This window comes from Marinobacter sp. W-8 (genome assembly GCF_044342215.1).
Lineage (GTDB): Bacteria > Pseudomonadota > Gammaproteobacteria > Pseudomonadales > Oleiphilaceae > Marinobacter > Marinobacter nauticus.
On record NZ_CP172297.1, the window covers coordinates 1,283,014 to 1,303,249 of the forward strand.

19 protein-coding genes are annotated in these 20,236 nt (G+C 58.9%); 16 read left to right on the plus strand and 3 right to left on the minus strand.

All coding sequences use genetic code 11. From position 1 onward, the window contains the following. Positions 1-639, minus strand: coding sequence for a uracil phosphoribosyltransferase (upp, locus tag ACF8YQ_RS05885; RefSeq protein ID WP_011785453.1), 639 nt, complete (start codon positions 637-639; stop codon positions 1-3). A gap of 223 nt (positions 640-862) precedes the next feature. On the opposite strand from upp, the gene flhA reads away from it, so the two are divergent. From flhA to ACF8YQ_RS05965, 16 genes are all read left to right on the plus strand, one after another. Next, positions 863-3,037 (plus strand): flagellar biosynthesis protein FlhA, encoded by a 2,175-nt coding sequence (gene flhA / locus ACF8YQ_RS05890; RefSeq protein ID WP_014421044.1) that lies wholly within the window; start codon positions 863-865, stop codon positions 3,035-3,037. A 55-nt stretch (positions 3,038-3,092) separates the two neighbouring features. Beyond that, complete coding sequence (gene flhF / locus ACF8YQ_RS05895; protein WP_396622868.1) at positions 3,093-4,406, plus strand: flagellar biosynthesis protein FlhF; 1,314 nt, start codon at positions 3,093-3,095, stop codon at positions 4,404-4,406. 72 nt (positions 4,407-4,478) lie between these two features. After that, positions 4,479-5,291, plus strand: a complete 813-nt coding sequence (locus tag ACF8YQ_RS05900) for a MinD/ParA family protein (protein WP_011785450.1) — start codon at positions 4,479-4,481, stop codon at positions 5,289-5,291. A 32-nt stretch (positions 5,292-5,323) separates the two neighbouring features. Then, on the plus strand, positions 5,324-6,067 hold the full coding sequence (locus ACF8YQ_RS05905; protein WP_226597081.1) for an RNA polymerase sigma factor FliA: 744 nt from the start codon (positions 5,324-5,326) through the stop codon (positions 6,065-6,067). Between the two features lie 160 nt (positions 6,068-6,227). After that, positions 6,228-6,611, plus strand: a complete 384-nt coding sequence (cheY, locus tag ACF8YQ_RS05910; protein ID WP_011785448.1) for a chemotaxis response regulator CheY — start codon at positions 6,228-6,230, stop codon at positions 6,609-6,611. Between the two features lie 21 nt (positions 6,612-6,632). After that, positions 6,633-7,418 (plus strand): protein phosphatase CheZ, encoded by a 786-nt coding sequence (locus ACF8YQ_RS05915; protein WP_011785447.1) that lies wholly within the window; start codon positions 6,633-6,635, stop codon positions 7,416-7,418. Positions 7,419-7,436: 18 nt separating this feature from the next. Further along, positions 7,437-9,566: a chemotaxis protein CheA gene (locus ACF8YQ_RS05920; RefSeq protein WP_396622869.1), complete on the plus strand. Its 2,130-nt coding sequence runs from the start codon at positions 7,437-7,439 to the stop codon at positions 9,564-9,566. 33 nt (positions 9,567-9,599) lie between these two features. Next, a complete protein-coding gene (locus ACF8YQ_RS05925; protein ID WP_396622870.1) occupies positions 9,600-10,745 on the plus strand; it encodes a chemotaxis response regulator protein-glutamate methylesterase in 1,146 nt (381 codons plus the stop codon). Then, the gene (locus ACF8YQ_RS05930) at positions 10,745-11,485 is read left to right on the plus strand and encodes a flagellar motor protein (protein ID WP_011785444.1); all 741 of its coding nucleotides are present in this window, start codon (positions 10,745-10,747) and stop codon (positions 11,483-11,485) included. The genes ACF8YQ_RS05925 and ACF8YQ_RS05930 overlap by 1 nt, the downstream gene beginning before the upstream one ends. 19 nt (positions 11,486-11,504) lie before the next feature. After that, the gene (gene motD / locus ACF8YQ_RS05935) at positions 11,505-12,287 is read left to right on the plus strand and encodes a flagellar motor protein MotD (RefSeq protein ID WP_222534633.1); all 783 of its coding nucleotides are present in this window, start codon (positions 11,505-11,507) and stop codon (positions 12,285-12,287) included. Between the two features lie 191 nt (positions 12,288-12,478). After that, on the plus strand, positions 12,479-13,276 hold the full coding sequence (locus tag ACF8YQ_RS05940) for a ParA family protein (protein WP_011785442.1): 798 nt from the start codon (positions 12,479-12,481) through the stop codon (positions 13,274-13,276). Beyond that, the gene (locus tag ACF8YQ_RS05945; protein ID WP_396622871.1) at positions 13,269-14,045 is read left to right on the plus strand and encodes a chemotaxis protein CheW; all 777 of its coding nucleotides are present in this window, start codon (positions 13,269-13,271) and stop codon (positions 14,043-14,045) included. The genes ACF8YQ_RS05940 and ACF8YQ_RS05945 overlap by 8 nt, the downstream gene beginning before the upstream one ends. Before the next feature lie 129 nt (positions 14,046-14,174). Further along, the gene (locus ACF8YQ_RS05950; RefSeq protein ID WP_011785440.1) at positions 14,175-14,663 is read left to right on the plus strand and encodes a chemotaxis protein CheW; all 489 of its coding nucleotides are present in this window, start codon (positions 14,175-14,177) and stop codon (positions 14,661-14,663) included. Positions 14,664-14,725: 62 nt separating this feature from the next. Beyond that, positions 14,726-15,118 carry a DUF2802 domain-containing protein gene (locus ACF8YQ_RS05955; RefSeq protein WP_011785439.1) on the plus strand — a complete coding sequence of 131 codons (393 nt, stop codon included), beginning with the start codon at positions 14,726-14,728 and terminating at the stop codon, positions 15,116-15,118. A 26-nt stretch (positions 15,119-15,144) separates the two neighbouring features. Continuing rightward, the gene (locus tag ACF8YQ_RS05960; RefSeq protein ID WP_396622872.1) at positions 15,145-17,424 is read left to right on the plus strand and encodes an ATPase, T2SS/T4P/T4SS family; all 2,280 of its coding nucleotides are present in this window, start codon (positions 15,145-15,147) and stop codon (positions 17,422-17,424) included. Next, on the plus strand, positions 17,421-18,524 hold the full coding sequence (locus tag ACF8YQ_RS05965; RefSeq protein ID WP_396622873.1) for an AAA family ATPase: 1,104 nt from the start codon (positions 17,421-17,423) through the stop codon (positions 18,522-18,524). Before ACF8YQ_RS05960 ends, ACF8YQ_RS05965 begins: the two co-directional genes overlap by 4 nt. Here ACF8YQ_RS05965 and ACF8YQ_RS05970 read toward each other — a convergent pair. Together ACF8YQ_RS05970 and ACF8YQ_RS05975 are read right to left on the minus strand one after the other, a co-directional pair. Beyond that, the gene (locus tag ACF8YQ_RS05970; RefSeq protein ID WP_273029830.1) at positions 18,504-18,824 is read right to left on the minus strand and encodes an EscU/YscU/HrcU family type III secretion system export apparatus switch protein; all 321 of its coding nucleotides are present in this window, start codon (positions 18,822-18,824) and stop codon (positions 18,504-18,506) included. The two genes, ACF8YQ_RS05965 and ACF8YQ_RS05970, sit on opposite strands and share 21 nt — an antisense overlap. Continuing rightward, the gene (locus ACF8YQ_RS05975) at positions 18,821-20,185 is read right to left on the minus strand and encodes a flagellar hook-length control protein FliK (RefSeq protein WP_396623278.1); all 1,365 of its coding nucleotides are present in this window, start codon (positions 20,183-20,185) and stop codon (positions 18,821-18,823) included. The genes ACF8YQ_RS05970 and ACF8YQ_RS05975 overlap by 4 nt, the downstream gene beginning before the upstream one ends. Positions 20,186-20,236: the final 51 nt, after the last annotated feature.

Sequence of the window (20,236 nt, forward strand, 5' to 3'; positions counted from 1 at the left end):
TCAGACGTCCTTCTGCTTGGTGCCGAAGATTTTGTCGCCGGCATCGCCCAGCCCCGGCAGAATGTAGCCTTTCTCGTTCAGGCGCTCATCCACCGACGCGGTGTAGATGGACACGTCCGGGTGTTTCTCCAGAACCTTTTCCACGCCCTCCGGGGCGGCCACCAGAACCAGCGCCCGGATTTCGGTGCTGCCGGCTTTCTTGAGCAGATCGATGGTAGAAATCATGGAGCCGCCGGTGGCCAGCATCGGATCAATGATCAGGGCCATGCGCTGATCCAGCTCGCCTACCAGTTTCTCCAGGTAGGTTTCTGCTTCGAGGGTGTCTTCGTTGCGGATCTGGCCAACCACACTCACCCGGGCCACCGGAATCAGGCTCAGAACGCCGTCCAGCATGCCCAGACCGGCTCGGAGGATCGGTACAATGGTTACCTTCTTGCCGTGAATCTGCTCCACGGAGACCGGGCCGGCCCAGCCTTCAATGGTTTTTTCCTGCAGGTTGAAGTCTTTGGTGGCCTCGTAGGTCAGCAGCGCGCCAACTTCCTGTGCCAGCTCTCGGAAGTTTTTGGTACTGATGTCGGCGCGGCGCATGAGGCCGAGCTTGTGGCGGATCAGAGGGTGCTTCACTTCGTGGATCGGCATGGGGTCACCTGTGTGTTCGGGTTTCTGGCTTGAATCGGGATAGTGCAAATGGCGAAAGGATACCGTATCTGGGCCGCTGCGTCAGGCGTTGAACGGTGCGCAGACGTCAAATTTTGCAAGGGCTGGTACGGTTCTTGCGATACCACCCGGAAAGCGACCCCTGGTGTCAGATTTTCGACCCGGAAAATGCCCGCAGGCACAGATACGTGGAGACAGACCCGGCATGGACAGAGCGCTAGTCCTTAACAACGTCAAATCCCTGACGCGGGGGAACCTCGGCATCCCCCTGATGCTGATGGGGCTGCTTGGCATGATGATTCTGCCAATGCCGGCGTTCCTGCTGGATGTGTTCTTCACCTTTAATATCACCCTGTCCATCGTCATTCTGCTGGTTTGTGTGTACGCCATGCGGCCGATGGAATTTGCTTCCTTCCCCACGGTGTTGCTGGTGGCCACCCTGTTGCGCCTGGGCCTGAACGTGGCGTCCACCCGGATTGTATTGCTGAACGGCCATGAGGGTGGCGATGCCGCCGGTAAGGTGATCGAGTCTTTTGGTGAAGTCCTGATTGGTGGTAACTATGCCGTCGGTCTCGTGGTCTTTGCCATCCTTATGATCATCAACTTCCTGGTTGTCACCAAAGGTGCTGGCCGGGTGTCTGAAGTCAGTGCCCGCTTTACCCTGGATGCCATGCCCGGCAAGCAGATGGCGATTGACGCGGATTTGAACGCCGGCCTGATCAACCAGGACGAGGCCAAGTCACGTCGCTCGGAAATTGCCCAGGAAGCCGATTTTTACGGCTCCATGGACGGTGCCTCGAAGTTCGTGAAAGGCGATGCCGTTGCCGGGTTGCTGATTCTGGCCATCAACATCGTCGGTGGTGTGGCTATCGGAATGATGCAGCATGGTCTGGATTTTGGTCTGGCGATGGAGCGTTATGCGCTGCTGACCATCGGTGACGGTCTGGTTGCCCAGATTCCTTCGCTGTTGCTCTCCACGTCTGCCGCCATCATGGTTACCCGGGTTACCTCCAGCCAGGATATGGGCGGTCAGATCATTCAGCAGATGTTCAGTGCACCCAAGGCGCTGGGCATTGCTGCTGGTATCCTGATCCTGTTGGGTCTGATTCCGGGGATGCCCCACATCGCGTTTCTCGGCCTTGGTTTGCTGGCCGCTGGTGCAGCCTGGTTTATCTGGAAGAAACAGCAGCAAACGGTTGAGGATGAAGGTGGTTTTGTTGGCCGCGGCGGCATGGCCGGTGGTGCTGCCCGGCAGGGTGCGGAAATTTCTCCGGATCGTCCGGGTGGCGAGGGGCAGGCACTGCCGGCGCCGGGGGAAACCCGCGAGCTCGGATGGGATGACGTGGCCACGGTGGACATTGTCGGGCTGGAAGTGGGCTACCGCCTGATTCCGCTGGTAGACAAATCCCAGGGTGGACAATTGCTCAGTCGGATCAAAGGGGTTCGTAAGAAGCTTTCGCAGGATCTGGGCTTCCTCATGCCCTCGGTGCACATTCGCGACAACCTGGATCTGATGCCGAACGTCTACCGGATTACCCTGATGGGCGTGACCATTGCCGAGGCCGAGATCCACCCGGAGCGGGAGCTGGCCATTGATCCGGGGCAGGTGTTCGGCAAGGTGGAAGGTATTGCCGGCAAGGATCCAGCGTTCGGCCTGGACGCCATCTGGATTGAATCCGACAGGAAAGACCAGGCCCAGACGCTGGGTTACACCGTGGTGGATGCGAGCACCGTGGTGGCGACACATCTGAACCAGATCCTGCAGAAACACGCTCATGAATTGATCGGTCACGAGGAAGCCCAGAAGTGGCTGGACCAGCTGGAGAAGATTTCGCCCAAGCTGGCGGAGGAACTGGTGCCGACCACCATTTCCATCAGCATCCTGTTGAAAGTGTTGCAGAACCTGTTGAAAGAAGAAGTGCCGGTGCGGGATATGCGCTCCATTGCTGAGGCCATCGTGAACGTGCATCCGAAGAGTCAGGACCCGAAAGTATTGACCACGGTAGCCCGCCAGGCGCTGCGCCGGATGATTGTTCAGAGTATTTGTGGCAACGACGCCGAAATCCCGGTTATCACGTTGGATCCAGACCTGGAACAGTTATTGCTGAAGTCTGTACAGCAGAGTCAACAATCCGGCGGTCAGGATGACATTGGTCTGGTGCTTGAGCCCAACATGGTGGAAAAGCTGCAACGATCCCTTCAGGACAGCGTGCAGCGCCAGGAAATGCTCGGCAAGCCCGCCATCCTGCTGGTTTCAGGGCCCTTGCGGCCAGTACTGGCGAAGTTTGCCAGCTACGGGGTAGAGCGTTTGCATGTGCTTTCTTACCAGGAAATCCCGGATAACAAACAGATCACGATAGTCGCTTCTGTGGGTCAATAAACCGACGGAGCATCGCGGAAAGCCAGAGTGCTTGCCGGTGGGAGGATGAAACAGCATGAAAGTAAAACGGTTTTTTGCGCAGTCCATGGCTGAGGCCCTGAAGCAGGTAAGCCACGAAATGGGGCCGGATGCCGTTATTCTGTCTAACCGCCGGGTTGATGGTGGTGTTGAGATCGTGACGGCACTCGACTACGACGAAAACATGGCGCGCCAGCGTCTGGGTGAAAGAGCGGTTGAAGCCACCAACGGCTCCCGCCTGGCAGAGATGCAGGCTGAGCAGCATCGTCGGCTGGAAGAGGAGCTGAACCGGTCCCGCAGTCGCATTCGTGAGGTTCGGGAAAAGCGCGCAGGAAGTGGCGCCTCAGGTGGCGTGGCGTCGTCCTTGTCTTTCGAGACGGCCGGTTTTCCGGCGTCACGTCCCAGTGTTGAAACGCTGACAAAGCCAGTTGCGGGTAGCGAATCTGGCGCCGGTGGCTATGCCGATGAACTGGCCAGTATGCGTGCCGAAATCAGCTCTCTGCGTGATCTGGTCAGTGGTAAGGCTGCGACTGCCACGCTGGCCGGTAACAGCGCAGTTCAGCAACGCTTGGCCGAACGGCTGCAGGAGTTCGGTTTGGGCGCGGAGCTGGCCGGCTCTCTGTCCCGGCGGCACCGGGCAGGGCGCCTGGAAGATGGCTGGAAGCAGTCGCTGAAAATGCTGGCGACCGGCGTTCGTACCGGTCGCGAAGACTGGCTTGATGCCGGGGGAATCTATGCCCTGGTCGGGCCGACCGGGTCTGGCAAAACCACCACCATTGGCAAACTGGCGGCTCGCTACGTGCTGGAGCATGGCCCGGATTCGTTGGCTCTGGTGACCACCGACCGCTACCGTGTGGCCGCTCATGAGCAGCTGTTTGTGTTCGGCCGCATCCTGAATGTGCCCGTGCGGGTGGTGGATGAGAGCCATTCCCTGGATGACATTCTTGATGAACTGTCGGATCGACATCTGGTACTGATTGACACTGCCGGCCTGACCAGTGCCGACCGTGGTTACCAGGAACAACTGGCGGAGTTGGCTCGCAGCGATCACAATATCCGTACACATCTGGTGGTCTCCGCGACCAGTCAGCCACGTATCATGAAATCCGTGTGGCATTGCTATAAGATGGCAAACCTTGCAGGCTGCATCATGACCAAGATTGATGAAGCCCTGACCCTGGGCGAAGCGCTCGGATTCGTTATGGAGACCAGCTTGCCGGTGGCCTGGTACACCGATGGCCAGAAGATACCGGAAGATCTCCAGAGGGCGGAGGCTATCCCGCTGGTGCGTTTGGGCGTAGAAAGGCTCAAGGCCGTGCAGAGCGCGCAGGCAGTCGCCGAAGGTGCCTGAGCCTCGTTGGCGGCACAATAAAACACCGGCACGCGTGCCCGTACAAGAACGTAGTAAGAGACTGATAACAGTATGAGCAGACCACATCCGGTTCAGGTGATTGCGGTTTCCGGCGGCAAGGGCGGTGTCGGCAAGAGCAATGTTTCGGTCAATCTCGGTATCGCCCTGGCCCAGAAGGGGCGCCGGGTTGTCTTGCTGGACGCGGATCTCGGGCTCGCCAACATCGATGTGTTGCTCGGCATTACCGCTAATCGAAATCTGCAAGACGTACTCAGCGGCGATTGTGATCTGAAAGACGTGCTGGTGAATGGTCCTGGTGGTATCAAGATTGTACCGGCATCCTCCGGCACCCAGCGTATGACCCAGCTCAGCGCCATGGAACATGCCGGCCTGATCAACGCTTTCAGTGAGCTGGGCGACCAGATTGACGTCCTGATTGTGGATACCGCCGCAGGTATTTCTGAATCGGTGGTCAGCTTCCTCAGGGCCTCGCAGGAACTTCTGCTGGTGGTCTGCGACGAACCTACTTCCATTACCGATGCCTACGCGCTGATCAAACTGATGAACCGGGATTATGGCACCAACCGCTTCCGTATCCTGGCAAACCAGGTCCGCAATGAGCAGGAAGGCCGCCATCTGTTTGAAAAACTGACCCGGGTCACCGAGCGTTTTCTGGATGTGGCACTACAATATGTAGGTATCGTGCCTTACGACGAGGCCGTCAAGAAAGCCGTCCAAAGACAGAAAGCGGTATTGGATGCCTATCCGAGGGCGAAAGCCTCGCTGGCTATCCGGGCTCTGGCCGAAAAAGTGGATAGCTGGCCTTTGCCGTCCTCTCCCAGGGGGCATCTCGAATTCTTCGTGGAGCGGCTCGTCGAAGTCTGATCTGAATCCAGTCCTACAAGAAAACCGGATACATGACATTGGCGAAAAATCTGGGAATTTACCATCAGGCCGGCGCCAGGAGCCCTTCAGCCCTGATCGAAGAGCATGCGCCGCTGGTCAAGAAAATCGCCCTTCATCTCATGGCCCGGCTGCCGCCATCAGTGCAGCTGGAAGACCTTATGCAGGCTGGTATGGTTGGCCTTCTGGAGGCCGCGCAGCGCTATTCTTCCGGCAAAGGTGCCACCTTTGAAACCTACGCAGGGATTCGCATCCGCGGCGCCATGGTGGATGAGATCCGCAAAGGCGACTGGGTGCCTCGCTCAGTGCATCGCAACGCCCGGCGAATCGCCAGTGCTATCAAACAGGTGGAAGATCGTACCGGGCGCGAGGCCCAGGATGCCGAAGTAGCGGAAGAGCTTGGCATTGGTCTGGACGAGTATCATGCCTCACTCGCCGACGCTAACAGCGGTAGACTTTTTAGTCTTGATGAACTCAATGAATCCGGCGAGCTGCCGATAGAAGAAGCAGAAGCGAGTGATAATCCGCTGGACGGTATTGCTTCAGGCGCTTTCCAGCGAAGTCTCGCAGACGCCATTGAGCAGTTGCCTGAGCGTGAAAAACTGGTATTGAGCCTGTATTACCAGGAGGAGCTCAACCTCAAGGAAATCGGTGCGGTGCTTGGGGTCAGTGAGAGCCGGGTAAGCCAGATTCACAGCCAGGCGGCGTTGAGACTTCGCAGCCGGTTGGCCGAGTGGCGGGATGGTGACAACGACTGATCGGCCAGGTGCTGTGTTTCGCTTTCAGCAAGCTGTGTAGCTTTTGGTAAACGATGCTTTACAACGTGCGCAAACACCACACAATAAGCGCTTAAGGTAGCAGCCTGCTAGACTTCCAAAAGGCTGAATGAATTCCGGGTGTTACTGACTGGAGGTCCCATTGGACAAGAACATGAAAATTCTCATTGTGGATGACTTCTCCACAATGCGACGCATCATCAAAAACCTGCTGCGAGATCTCGGCTTCACCAATACGGATGAAGCAGACGATGGCAACACCGCGTTGCCCATGCTCCGAAGCGGCAAGTATGACTTCCTGGTGACTGACTGGAACATGCCCGGCATGTCGGGCTTTGACCTTCTGAAGGCTGTCCGTGCTGATGAAAACCTGAAGAACCTGCCGGTTCTGATGGTAACGGCAGAGGCCAAGCGGGACCAGATCGTGGCCGCGGCTCAGGCCGGGGTGAACGGATATGTGGTCAAGCCTTTTACGGCAGCTGTGCTCAAGGAAAAGATCGAGAAAATCTTCGAACGAATCCAGTAACCAGAGGTCGGATGGCTCGCCATGAGTGATACCAAACAGAACCATCAGGGCCTTGATCCGGAGGTGGCGGAGAAACTTCAAAAGCAGGCCTCCGACCTGGCTGAGAATGTAAACGCCGGGAATTATGCCAAGGCGATGACCCTGATCAATGAACTGAGCGAGGTTCGCGATCAGAGTCTGTACCGGGAAGTGGGGCGACTGACCCGCAGCCTCCATGAGGCAATCCGGAACTTCCAGATAGACCCGCGTAATGCCGAGCAGAAAGAAGTGCTGTCGAAGATGAGCGACGCTTCTGACCGTCTGGCCTATGTGGTTCAGATGACCAGCCAGGCGGCGAACCGCACCATGGATCTGGTTGAGGAAAGCATGCCGGTGGCTCACGCCATGCGGGATGAAGCGGTTGCCCTGCGGGATGAGTGGCAGCGTCTGCGCCGTCGTGAAATGGAGCCTGCGGAGTTTCGGGAGCTTTACGGTCGCATCGACAAGTTCTTCGCTGGCCTGACGACAGACTCCGACAGTCTGTACCAGAACCTGTCGGAAATCCTTCTAGCTCAGGATTTTCAGGATCTTACCGGTCAGGTTATCCAGAAGGTCACCGCGTTGGTGAAAGAGGTGGAAGACAACCTTCTTGGTCTGGTGGTGATGGCCAGCCACGTTGATCAACTGACCGGCACAGTGCATCAGATTGAAGAAAAAGAAGAATCGGCCGAAAAAGGGGTAGGGCCCCAGATCAAGGCCGATGAGCGGGAAGATGTAGTTTCGGGACAGGACGATGTGGACGATCTGCTGTCCAGTCTCGGATTCTGATAATAAAGAGGGTGACGCATGGCGTTAGATGCTGATGAAGAGATCCTGCAGGACTTCCTGGTAGAAGCCGGCGAGATACTCGAAAAGTTGTCGGAGCAGCTGGTGGATCTGGAGCAGCATCCCGATGACAGCGATCTGCTGAACGCCATTTTCCGTGGCTTCCATACCGTGAAAGGGGGCGCAGGCTTCCTTCAGCTGGAGGCACTGGTTAATTGCTGCCACTCTGCGGAGAACGTGTTTGATATTCTCCGGAATCACAAGCGCAAGGTAACACCGGACCTGATGGACGTGGTGCTGGAGGCGCTGGACAACGTTAATGCCATGTTCGAAGAAGTCCGCAACCGGGAAGAACCGACGCCCGCGCCGGACGAACTGATTGAAGCTCTGGATGCACTCGCCAAACCCGAGTCCGAGGATGCACCGGCGGTGGAAGCACCAACCCCGGCACAGGAGCCGTCGTCTGCGGATGTCGGACAGCAAGGGGATCAGGGCGATATCACTGACGAAGAGTTCGAGCAGCTGCTGGACGCGTTGGCGGATGAAAAATCCGATGGCCAGAAACCGGTCGGCAACGAGCAGGTGAGCACCCCGGCAGAATCCGCCGGCGGCTCAGACAGTGATGAGATTACCGACGATGAATTTGAGGCCCTGCTGGATCAACTCCACGGCAAGGGCCAGTTTGCCGGCGCGCCTGCGGAAGATGAAGCGCCCAAGGCAGATATCGACACCAGCGGTGGCTCGGAGAAATCATCCGGTGACGCCGATCTGATTTCCGACGACGAATTCGAGAACCTGCTGGACGAACTGCATGGCAAGGGGGCAGGCCCAAGCGCGGGGGCTGCCGCAGGTGAGCCCAAGCCTGCGCCGGCTCCATCAAGCAAGGCCGAACCAGCCCCGGAACCAAAGAAAGCGGAAGCCAAAGCCGAGAGCAAGGCCGCTGCCAAGCCGACCCCTGCGCCTGCACCTGCCCGTGAGGCCGCACCAGCGGGCGAAACCACGGTTCGGGTTGATACCAAGCGCCTGGACGACATCATGAACATGGTGGGCGAACTGGTGCTGGTGCGTAACCGCCTGCAGCGTCTGGGTTCCGAAAGCGAAGACGAACACATGCACAAGGCAGTGGCCAATCTCGATGTGGTGACCACGGATCTGCAGGCTGCCGTCATGCAAACACGGATGCAGCCGATCAAGAAAGTTTTCGGCCGTTTCCCCAGAGTGGTGCGCGACCTGGCCCGCAGTCTGAAGAAAGAAGTGAATCTGGTCATGCACGGTGAGGAAACCGACCTGGATAAAAACCTGGTTGAAGCTCTGGCCGATCCCCTAGTGCACCTGGTGAGAAATTCCGTGGATCATGGTGTCGAGGCACCGGACGTACGGGAAAAGGCCGGCAAACCTCGCGCTGGAACCGTGACTCTGTCGGCGGAGCAGGAAGGCGACCATATTCTGCTGTCCATTGTCGACGACGGCGCCGGTATGAATCCTGATGTCCTGCGCCGCAAGGCGGTCGAGAAGGGCCTGTACGATCAGGATGCGGCAGACCGCCTTACCGATAACGAATGCTTCAATCTGATTTTTGCGGCCGGTTTCTCCACCAAGGACCAGATTTCCGATGTCTCTGGTCGGGGGGTCGGCATGGATGTGGTGAAAACCAAGATCGGCCAGCTCAATGGACAGATCAATATCATGTCCGAGCAGGGCAAGGGCACCAGCATTATCATCAAGGTGCCGCTGACCCTGGCCATTATGCCAACGCTGATGATCATGCTCGGTGACCAGTCTTTCGCGCTGCCGCTGGTGAATGTGGTGGAGATTTTCCACCTGGACCTGACCAAGACCAATATTGTCGACGGCAAAGAGTGCATTGTCGTGCGGGACAAAGTGTTCCCATTGTTCCATATCAAGCGCTGGCTGGTGCACGGTGCGGCAGGTCAGGCCGAGCCGGAGAATGCGCACGTGGTGATTGTGGCCATGGGCACCAAACAGGTCGGCTTTGTCGTTGATCAGCTGATTGGCCAGGAAGAGGTGGTGATCAAACCTTTGGGCCGGGCCCTACAGGGGACGCCAGGAATGGCCGGCGCCACCATCACCGGTGATGGCCGTATCGCCCTGATTATTGATGTGCCGAGCCTCCTGCAGCACTACGGCTGAGCAGGAATTTCCGGGATTGTGTAGGAGAAATGGATGACAGTTTCTGTCCTGGTCGTGGATGATTCGGGCTTTTTTCGCAAACGGCTGACGGAAATCCTGACGGCCTCGGGCCAGATTAAAGTGGTAGGCGCCGCCACCAACGGGCGGGAAGGTGTCGAGCTGGCAGAAAAACTGCGCCCCGATGTGATCACCATGGATTACGAGATGCCGGTGATGGACGGCATCTCTGCCGTGCGCGAGATCATGCGCAAACATCCCACCCCGGTTTTGATGTTCTCGTCCCTGACCTATGAAGGTGCCCGCGTTACCCTGGATGCCCTGGAAGCCGGGGCAGTGGATTTCCTGCCCAAGAACTTCGAGGAAATTGCCAGGGACACCAGTCAACTTCAGAAAATCCTTATCCAGCGTATTCTGGATGTGGCCGGTAGTCGCCCGGGTGCCCGATCGGCGCCTGTGGCCCCGAGGCCGGCGGCACCGGCTGCGGAACCTCGCCGTGAACCATCCGAGCGCGCCGGTTCGCGCCTGCACCGCCCGGTAACGACGGAACCCCGTAAAGACCCTGCGGCCTCCGAGCCGGTTCGTAAACCCGCCAGAAAAACGGCTGCCAGGCACTACAGTGTGGTAGCCATCGGTACTTCCACCGGTGGCCCCGTTGCACTGCAAAAGGTGCTCACGGCGTTACCGGCTTCGTTTCCCGCGCCTATTGTGCTGGTTCAGCACATGCCCGCCAGTTTCACTCCGGCCTTTGCCGAGCGGCTCAACAAGTTGTGTCGCATTGAGGTGCGCCAGGCCGAGGACGGCGACGTGCTTCGTCCGGGGCTGGCCCTGCTGGCGCCCGGTGGCAAGCAGATGATGATTGAAAGTCGCGGCGGGCAGGCGAAAGTGCGGATTCTTCCGGGCGATGACCGCTTGAATTACAAACCCTGTGTGGATGTTACCTTCGGCTCTCTGGCCAGGAGCTTCCCAGGCAAAACCCTGGGTCTGATCCTCACTGGTATGGGTTCCGACGGAAAGGAAGGCTGCAGGATGATGAAGCAGTCCGGTTCCGTGATCTGGTCCCAGGATGAGAAATCCTCCGTCATCTATGGCATGCCGATGGCTGTGGCCAAAGCCGGACTGAGCGACGAGATTCTGGCGCTGGAGGATATTGGCGCGCGGCTGGTTGAAGGTGTGAGCTGATGGATATTCTGAGCCTGCTTGGAATCATCCTGGCGTTCGTGGCCATCCTGGGTGGCAATCTGCTGGAAGGAGGCGCTGTCAGTTCGCTGTTCAACGGCCCGGCCGGGTTGATCGTGGTGGGCGGAACTCTGGCGGCGACCATCCTGCAAACCTCCTGGCCGATGCTCAAGCGTGCCTTCGGTCAGGTTCGCTGGGTGTTTATTCCGCCCTACATCTCGCTGGAAGATGGCATTGGCAAGGTCATCGACTGGAGCGTCAAAGCCCGCAAACAGGGCCTGCTGGGCCTGGAAGGGCTTGCGGAGAGAGAGCCCGAGCCGTTTGCCCGGAAAGGGCTGCAGTTGCTGGTTGATGGTGCCGAGCCCGAGTCCATTCGCAGTATCATGGAAGTCGACCTGGAAACCCGGGAGCAGCGCGATCTGGAGTCGGCTAGAGTCTATGAGGCCATGGGTGGGTATTCCCCCACGATCGGTATTATTGGCGCGGTGATGGGCCTGATTCAGGTCATGACCAATCTGGAAGATCCCCAATCACTGGGTGGCGGCATCGCCACGGCCTTTGTGGCGACCATCTACGGCGTTGCCCTGGCCAACCTGTTGTTCTTTCCGGTGGCCAATAAATTGCGGGGCATCATCAAGGAACGCACCCGTTATGAGGACATGATGATCGATGGCATTATCGCCATTGCCGAGGGCGAAAACCCGAAATCCATCGAATTGAGACTGCGGGGCTTCCTGCAGTAATTCCGGGCCAGGGCTTCCTATGCGCCGTCGCAGACCACCCCAGGATGATCTCCACAACAAGGAACGCTGGCTGATTTCCTACGCGGATTTCATCACGCTTCTGTTTGCCTTTTTCGTGGTGATGTACTCGGTATCGTCCGTGAATGAGGGCAAGTACAAGGTGCTGTCGGAAACCTTCACCGGTGTCTTTAACGCCCCGCAGCGCTCATTGCAACCGGTCACCGTGGGCGGCCAGCCGGTCCGGGCGCAGCAACAACAGCATGAAGATGTCATTCAGCCGCCGGTTACCGAGGCGCCCCGTAATCCGGAACTGGATGCCGAGGGTCGCACCGAGGCTTTGCGAACCATGGCCAACCAGCTTGCCATGGAATTCGACGAATTGATCAATCAGGGGGTGGTGAGTCTGGAAACCAGCAGCGAGTGGATTGAACTCAATCTGCCGAACAGCATGCTCTTTGGCAGTGGTGATGCTGAGCCCCATTACGACTCTTTTGAAGTCATTGAAAAGATCGCCAGTGTACTGCGCAACCGCGACAATGCGGTCAAGGTGGAAGGCTTTACCGATAACCAACCCATTCGTACCAGCCGCTTTCCGTCCAACTGGGAACTTTCGACCGCCCGTGCAGCGGCTGTCGCCCGGATGTTGATGATGGAGGGCATTGAGCCAGAGCGCCTGGCAGCGGTGGGTTATGGTCAATACCAGCCCGTGGCCCGCAACGACACCGAGGAGGGCCGGCGGCGTAACCGCCGGGTGGTTCTGCTGATCTCCCGGGATGCAAGCATCCGGGGGGCGGTGCGCTGATCACCTGCAGGTGGCAGATGCGTATGGCTGAGCTGGCACACTTCCTGTATTACCTGTTGTTCATCGTCCGAATCGGCAAGGGGTTGCCGTAAAACCATCGATTCGGCTTTCAAGTTACCCGTATCCTTGCCGATAAGTTGAACAGAGGCCGGCGCATGACGCCAAGCTGAGCCGTTACCGGAGAACATAACGTGCGTATCTGGGCTGTAGCCAATCAAAAAGGTGGAGTGGGGAAGACAACCTCTGTGGTCGCCCTGGGCGGACTGCTGGCCCAACGTGGCAAGCGTGTGCTGGTGGTTGATCTGGATCCGCACGGATCGCTGACCAGCTGGTTTGGTTATGACCCGGATACCATCGCCCACAGCGTATTTGACCTGTTTCAGCATCAGGGCAAGGTTCCTGAAGGCCTGCCGGCGCAACTGATCACCGATACCGGTTGCCCCGGGCTGTCGCTGCTGCCTGCCAGTACTGCACTGGCCACCCTGGAGCGTCGGATGATTGGCGTTGAGGGTATGGGGCTGATTGTCTCCCGTGCCCTGGCCCAGTTGTGGGATGATTTTGACTACGTGATTCTCGACAACACGCCGTCACTGGGCGTGCTCATGGTGAATGCACTGGCCGCTGCCCAGTACCTGGTGATTCCGGTACAGACCGAGTTTCTGGCCATCAAAGGCCTGGAACGAATGCTGCACACCCTGCAAATGATCATGCGCTCCCAGAAGAACGAATTACCGTACATGATCGTTCCCACACTCTATGATCGCCGGACCCAGGCTTCGGTCAAGAGCCTTAATCTGTTGCGCAAGACCTATCAGGATACCCTCTGGCGTTTCGCCGTACCGGTTGATACCAAATTCCGGGATGCCAGCCAGGCCGGGGTTATTCCCTCGCAACTGGATGCGGAAACCCACGGTGTCCGGGCCTACGATCATTTGTTGGACGACCTCCTGAAGCGAACCGGTTCCGTGAAGGAGCGTCAGCATGGCTGACAGAAAAATGACGCAACTGGCTGCGTCGGAAGCGGCCATTGCCAGTTATCTGGATGAATTGCTGCATACCGCCACCAGCACTGCGTTGCAGGAAGAACAGATACAGCCTGAGCCGGAGCCGTTAGTGGCGCAACCGGAACCGGAGCCGCCGAAACCGGTAAAAACCGAAGCAAAGCCTGTCACCAGAGCCCGTCCTCGCCCAATCGTTCAGGCACCTGTGGTGGAACAGAAAGCGCCGGAGCCGGTTCAGACGGAGGCGCCGGTCACGGCCCCGGGCAACGATGGCGAGGTGCCACCGGCGCGCCCGGACTGGTCGGAAGAGCCGTTCGAGTGCCTGATTTTTACGGTGGCCGGGCTGCAGTTGGCGGTGCCGCTGGTTCTGTTGGGCGCCATCCATCGTATTGAAGAAGAGATCCGGCCAATTCCTGGCAGTCCCCGGTGGTACATGGGGATACGGCCGGATCGGGACCACAACCTGCGGGTTGTGGACACCGCCGAGTGGATTATGGCTGGCCGGGTACCGGCTGGTGCCCGGGACAATTATCGGTTTGTGATCCGGCTGGATGACAGTGAGTGGGGGCTGGCCTGTGACGATGTGGCCCAGTCTTTCACGCTGCGGCCGGATGAAGTGCGCTGGCGCACAGCGCGCAGCAAGCGCCCCTGGCTGGCGGGCACCGTGGTTGACCACATGTGTGCGTTGATCGATGTGCGCACCATGGCGCATCTGCTGGTGCGGGCAGAGCGTGAACACCATCTGGATCTGAGTTAAACAGGTCCGTTACTCAATGAAACCGTGTGAGGCTGGCACGGTTTGTGCCCTTAACTATAGTATTGGGCACTGATGATGAATTTTTGACGATCAGGTTGCCCGCCGGGCAGCCGAGAAGGAGAGAGTGCTATGGCATCCCCGAGCGGACAGCAAAATCAGGCCCAGGACGATCAGGTACTGCAGTACGTGACTTTCCGCCTGGATGACGAAACCTATGGCATCAACGTGATGCAGATCCAGGAAGTGCTGCGTTACACGGAAATCGCGCCGGTTCCCGGAGCCCCGGATTATGTGCTGGGGATCATCAACCTGCGGGGTAACGTGGTTACGGTCATCGATACTCGTCGCCGGTTCGGGTTGGCGGACGCGGAAGTGACCGATGCCACCCGGATTGTGGTCATGGAGTCGTCCAGCCAGGTGATGGGCATTCTGGTGGATTCTGTGGCAGAGGTGGTCTATCTCAAGGCCAGTGAAATTGAAACTGCACCGAACGTGGGGAACGAGGAAAGTGCCAAGTTCATCCAGGGCGTGTGCAACAAGAACGGCGAGCTGATCATTCTCGTCGAATTCGACAAGATGCTGTCAGACCACGAGTGGGCTGAAATCGCGTCGCTGTAACCGGCTTTTCACAGCGCAGTGATGGACGTCTCCCGGGGTCACCAACAACGGAGACGTCCATTATGAGTTTCACCATTCCCTCCTGGCTCCCCTGGGGCCTGACCGCTGCAGCCATCACTCTGGTTCTGGTTCAGGGTGTTATCCATGGCCGGCGTATCCGGGCCTTACAGGCTTCTGTCAAGCAGCGTTGCGATACCCTTGGCCGTGAACTGCATGCCACTACCAGTGGCAGCCTCGGCGTGGGGCAGCGCCTGGTAGCCTGTGAGCGGCAGATTCATGAGCTCAAGAACACTCTGGAAGAAATGCGGCAGAATGATCCGTTGCGAATTTCCTACGACGAAGCCGCGCGACTGGTTGATCTTGGCGCGGATATCGACGATCTTATGAATACCTGCGGAATTTCCCGTCCGGAGGCCGAACTGGTATCTGCCCTGAAGCGGCGACAGGCGGCCTGATCCGGCGTTTTATCGGATGCTGCTGAATGAAGAAGCTCTATCAGAGGGCCGTTGAGGCCCTCGCTGTTGTTTCCCGCCCCGATTTCGTTTCCGGTGCCGATCTCGTCCCCTCCATCACCGGCCACTCAATCCCCAGAGAAGAAACGGTTCGACACCTGCTGAGCCTGATGCCAGAGATCGAGCCTGACCAGGTCGTCATGCACGTTGGGGGCGGCTCAGGTTATGTGACCGCCGTGCTGGCGGATCTGGCTCACCGGGTGGTCTATGTTGACCGCAACCCGGCGCTGGTGGAGAAAGCCCGCGAGCGCTTTTTTAAGCACGGCGTCCATAATGTGGATGTCATTGAGGCCTCGGCAGATACCGGGCTGGAACTGGACGCGCCCTGTGACCTGATTCTGTGTACGACCTTCATCCAGGACCCCAAGGCGCTTCTGCCGAACCTGCGCGAGGGCGGGAACCTGGTGTGCCTGGAGGGTCGGGCGGGGCCGGTGCCCAGTGTCGCCATGTTCCAGCGCAGGGGCGACAAGCTGGAGCGGGTCAGAACCCTGGGCTGGGTGGATTTCAACCGTAACTCTGAACAGATTCTGATTGATCTTGGCGCGGTCTCCGAAGCGGCACTGGCGGATGCCCGCACCGAGGCGGCGACCAAAAACGAACGGGTACTGGATGTCCTGCGTCGCCGGTTGAATCTGGAAGAGATTGATCTCTACCGGTCTCTTGCCCAGCAGCGGGGCATGACGTTTACCGATGGTGATGACGTACTCAGTCATCTGAATACGGACCTGTTCCGGCGTTTTTCCCGAACCTTTCTGGATCTCTCCCGCGTGATCCCGGTGTCGGAAGAGGACAGCACGTTGACCGTGGTCACCGACGACCCGGATGCACGTACCGATCAGATGGAACGGCTGACACCCAAGCATCGAATTGTCTGTCTGCTGGTGACACCGACGGACTTCCGGCGGATCTGGTCGGCGCTGGATCTGACTGTCAAGGGCAGCCGCTTTGTGGCGGAGCATGGCGTGTCGGTGGGCAGCACCGAAAAACCGGATACATCGGGCAAGGATCTGCTCGGCAAGGACAGCAACAAACACATCAGCCCGTATCTGGTGTCTGTGTATGAGGCTATTCTGCTGGATGCCGTCAGCGAGAAGGCCAGCGATATTCATATCGAACAGTATGAGAACCGGGTGCGTATTCGCTTGCGGGTGGATGGCGATCTGCACGATTTACCGCAATACCAGTTGTCTGCCCGGGAAATTCGTGGCGTTATCAACGTCATCAAGCTCCGGGCGGAGTTGAATATCGCTGAGCACCGGTTGCCTCAGGGTGGGCGTTCCAGGCTGCAGCTCGGAGACACCTCCTACGATTTGCGGATCCAGACCCAGCCCTCACTGCACGGTGAGAATGCGATTATCCGTCTGTTGCCGCAAACCGGTCGGGCAATGACCATCGCTGAGTTGGGGATGTCATCGGCCATTGGTTCCCGTTATCAGCGCCTGCTGGATAACCCGGCGGGTCTGGTGCTGGTGGTCGGGCCGACCGGGTCTGGTAAATCCACCACACTCTATGCGGGCCTGCAGACCCTGGCTGATGATGGTCGCCGTAAGGTGATTACCGTGGAGGATCCCATCGAGTACTCCATCGACAACATCCAGCAAACCCGGGTACGTTCTGAAATCGGATTCAGTTTTGCCGATGCCATGCGGGCGTTTGTTCGGGAAGACCCGGATGTCATCCTTGTCGGTGAAATCCGGGATCAGGAGACCGCGCTGGAAGCCATTCGCGCCTCTCAGACCGGTCACGTGGTACTCTCCACGCTGCACTGTAATGACGCCGTGGATTCCTTGCAGAGACTTTACGACCTGGGCGTTCATCCCAACTCCATCGCCGGCGAATTGTTGGCAGTGATTGCGCAACGGTTGGCGAAGCGAATCTGCAAGCATTGCCGCAAGCCGGCCAGGCCCGATCCTGCCATTATGGCGGAGGTTTTCCCGGACGGTGCGCCGGCGGATTTCCGGTGTTTTGAAGGGGAGGGTTGCGACAAGTGTAACGGCCGGGGTACCCAGGGTCGGGTTGCGATTGTGGAGTACATGGAGGTGGACTCGGATATCCGTAATGCCATCTCCAGTCAGCCTCCCATCGGGGAGCTACGATGGCGAGCGCTGGATGCCGGCCTTGTGACCATGCGGGATAGTGCCCTGGATCATGTCATTGAGGGCATCATTCCGCTGGCTGAGTTGCCCCGCATTCTGCCCAGGGAGCGCATGGCTCCGGAAGTTCGTGGTGGTCGCAGGAGTATCGGATGAAAAATACCATATCCAACAACAAGGCAGCCCAGCGCGAGCCGGCAGAGGTAACCTATCGCGAGGAGCTGGACAAACTGATGTCCATGGATCCGGGCCCGATGCCTCCTGGCTGGCTGATGTCGCCCCGGGGCGTCGAGAAGTTTCTGCTGGGCGATGAAAAACTGGGTATAGAGCGTAAGTTTGTCGCCGACCGGGCTATGGTGGTCCGGATCATCATTTCCCTGTGTACGTCCCGGGGATGCTTGCTGGTGGGGGAGCCGGGTACGGCCAAATCCTGGCTGTCGGAGCTGCTCGCTGCGGCCATTTCGGGGAATTCCACGCTGACCTTGCAGGGCGGCGCCATCAGCCAGGTCAGCCAGTTGCTCTACAGCTGGAACGAAGCTCTGCTTCGCACCGAGGGCCCCAGCCGCAAGGCATTGGTGCCAACACCGCTGTTGCGGGGCATGATGGAGGGGCGTTTGGTGCGCTTTGAAGAAATTGCCCGCTGCCCGCAGGCGCTGCAGGATGCCATGCTGTCTGTACTGTCCGACAGAGTTGTGGTGATTCCGGAATTGCCGGGGGAAGACGGCGTTATCCTGGCGCGGGAAGGTTTTAACCTGGTGGCCACCTCAAACAGTGTGGATGAGGGCGTGCACAGCATGAGTGCGGCTCTGAAACGGCGGATGGACTTTGAGGAAATCCGGCCGATACGGCACCTGAATGATGAGATCGATGTGGTTCTGAGGGAAGTGGCCAGAGCCAACCGGCGTGCTGGAATCGATGTGGCCCTGGAGCAACCGGTGGTGGAAGTGCTGGTGACCATCTTCCACGAGCTGCGAAACGGGCAGACTCTGGACGGCCGAAGCACCGACCGGCTGGCGGGGGCGGCCCTGTCTACCGCCGAGGCCGTATCGGTGGCCCATGCGGCCAGTTTGAATGCCTGGTATTACGGTGGTGGCGCCATGACCGTAGAACACATGATGCACCACGTCATTGGTTCGGCGCTGAAAGATCAGCCAGAAGACCGCCGGCGCCTCAAGCACTACTTCGATACCGCCGTTGCGCCGCGCAAGGGTGAGCATTGGCAGCAGGCCTGGGCGCTACGTTCCCTGATCCACTGATGGGTTTTTTTCCTCCGGCCGGGCATCTCCGGGTGTCCGGCCCCGGATGTGGAAAGCAAACGCCAGAATCTCCGCGATCACCCGGTACAACTCTTCCGGAATCTCTTCATTCAACGACAGACGCGCCAGAATGCCGGCAAGCTCGGCATTCTCGTACAACGGGACATTGTTGTCGCGGGCAATCCGGATAATCTCCTCGGCCAGCTCCCAGGTGCCGGTTGCGGAGATAACCGGTGCACGTTCACCGTCGTACTTGAGGGCGACAGCGGCCGGGATGTTGTCCTGTGATGTGTTGGTCATGCCTTGGTATCCACCAGTCGGTGTTCCAGCCGGGTTTGCATCTGCTGTGGGCTGCCCCTGCGACAGTCCAGGTCGGTGACTTCCAGCCCGAGGTCGTTCAGGCTTTGTCGCAGCAGTGGCAGCTCGCGATGCACGGTTCTCAGGGTGGTCTGGTTTTCCGCCCAGACCAGAGCGCTCACGGACGGAGGCCGAAAAGTGACATCGAAATGCAGCGGGCCCGCCTTGTCCAGATCCATCGACAGGGACAACCGCCACTCACTGGCGCTGGCCCGTTCCGGCCGGTTGCTGCCGTCCTTCTCCTGAGAGTACTGTTCCAGTCGTAATTGCGCCGTTCGGGGTTCCTGTTGCGGCGTTAACCATGGCAGTTCAATCAGCAGAGTGTTCACGGGCACGCCCGGTTCGGCGCCGGCCCGGGCATTCAGCGTCTGGCTGTGCAGCTGGTTTACGGTAATCCGGTTCAGCATGCCGGCTAGCAGGCGCAGGGTCTGCCCGACCGTGGCTGGCTCCCCCGTGTTCTGAGAGGCGGTCGGCGCTGGTGCTCTTGGAAACTGCAATGGTGCCTGCAGCAAATCCTGGCTGGCCAGGGGTGTCAGCCGGTTGAATTGCTCTGGCCCCTGGTTCTGGCTGGCGAGCAGAGCCGACACCACCTTTGCCAGTACCAGTTTAAGATCCGGCTGGCTGGCGGCGGAAGGGCCGGCCTGTAACAATCGAGCCTCGGAAAACAGGCCGCTTTCAGACAACCACTGCCGTACCTGCGTGGCCATGGACTCGGCCTTGCCGGCGCCCGGAGTCAGAGCGTCTGCCTTGGGTAACTGATTGAACAGATTTTGCAGGGCCTGTTGCGCGGGCGCTGGCAGAGGCTGTGCACTGGTGGCGGATGGCAATTGCCCGGGTTGGGGCGGCAATTTCAGGCCCTGGCTCAGGGCGGTGAACAGTTGTGACAGACCACCCTGCAGGCTCTGTTGCCAGGGTAGTCGCTGGGCCAGGGCCCGGGCAACGGCACTCTCCTGGCCCGGCGCCAGCTTGCCTATCAGCTGCAATTCGTTACCGGCCCGCATGACCTTGATCAGATCGCCCACGGACAGATCCGGTGGCTGGTTGCCGGCAGCGACTTTCAGGGATTGTCCGCGCAGTTCCAGCAACAGCTCATGGCCGCCGCCTTTCTGCCTCAGGATCTCGGCCACTTTGGCCAACGCTGTCTCCCGATCAGCCAGCTGTAACTGGGCCAGTTGTTGTCTGGCCGAGAGCGCAGCGCCGGGCTCCGTGCTGGTGCCCGGGTTAGCCTTGCCCGGGCTCCGGGTGGTCTGGTCCGGTGCGGGCTGTTTCTGGGGAATGGGTGGTTGTCCGCCGTTCAGTTTCATTAGTGTCGATTTGATGTCGGGCAAGAGTAATATGCTGGCGCTTTCGTTATA

Coding starts and splice junctions, on each gene's coding strand:
- upp (WP_011785453.1), bottom strand. CDS start 639: ATGCCGATCCACGAAGTGAAGCACCCTCTGATCCGCCACAAGCTCGGC.
- ACF8YQ_RS05900 (WP_011785450.1), top strand. CDS start 4,479: ATGAGCAGACCACATCCGGTTCAGGTGATTGCGGTTTCCGGCGGCAAG.
- motD (WP_222534633.1), top strand. CDS start 11,505: ATGCGCCGTCGCAGACCACCCCAGGATGATCTCCACAACAAGGAACGC.
- ACF8YQ_RS05920 (WP_396622869.1), top strand. CDS start 7,437: ATGGCGTTAGATGCTGATGAAGAGATCCTGCAGGACTTCCTGGTAGAA.
- ACF8YQ_RS05970 (WP_273029830.1), bottom strand. CDS start 18,824: ATGACCAACACATCACAGGACAACATCCCGGCCGCTGTCGCCCTCAAG.
- ACF8YQ_RS05915 (WP_011785447.1), top strand. CDS start 6,633: ATGAGTGATACCAAACAGAACCATCAGGGCCTTGATCCGGAGGTGGCG.
- ACF8YQ_RS05965 (WP_396622873.1), top strand. CDS start 17,421: ATGAAAAATACCATATCCAACAACAAGGCAGCCCAGCGCGAGCCGGCA.
- ACF8YQ_RS05950 (WP_011785440.1), top strand. CDS start 14,175: ATGGCATCCCCGAGCGGACAGCAAAATCAGGCCCAGGACGATCAGGTA.
- ACF8YQ_RS05930 (WP_011785444.1), top strand. CDS start 10,745: ATGGATATTCTGAGCCTGCTTGGAATCATCCTGGCGTTCGTGGCCATC.
- ACF8YQ_RS05955 (WP_011785439.1), top strand. CDS start 14,726: ATGAGTTTCACCATTCCCTCCTGGCTCCCCTGGGGCCTGACCGCTGCA.
- ACF8YQ_RS05975 (WP_396623278.1), bottom strand. CDS start 20,185: ATGAAACTGAACGGCGGACAACCACCCATTCCCCAGAAACAGCCCGCA.
- ACF8YQ_RS05925 (WP_396622870.1), top strand. CDS start 9,600: ATGACAGTTTCTGTCCTGGTCGTGGATGATTCGGGCTTTTTTCGCAAA.
- ACF8YQ_RS05945 (WP_396622871.1), top strand. CDS start 13,269: ATGGCTGACAGAAAAATGACGCAACTGGCTGCGTCGGAAGCGGCCATT.
- flhA (WP_014421044.1), top strand. CDS start 863: ATGGACAGAGCGCTAGTCCTTAACAACGTCAAATCCCTGACGCGGGGG.
- ACF8YQ_RS05960 (WP_396622872.1), top strand. CDS start 15,145: ATGAAGAAGCTCTATCAGAGGGCCGTTGAGGCCCTCGCTGTTGTTTCC.
- flhF (WP_396622868.1), top strand. CDS start 3,093: ATGAAAGTAAAACGGTTTTTTGCGCAGTCCATGGCTGAGGCCCTGAAG.
- ACF8YQ_RS05905 (WP_226597081.1), top strand. CDS start 5,324: ATGACATTGGCGAAAAATCTGGGAATTTACCATCAGGCCGGCGCCAGG.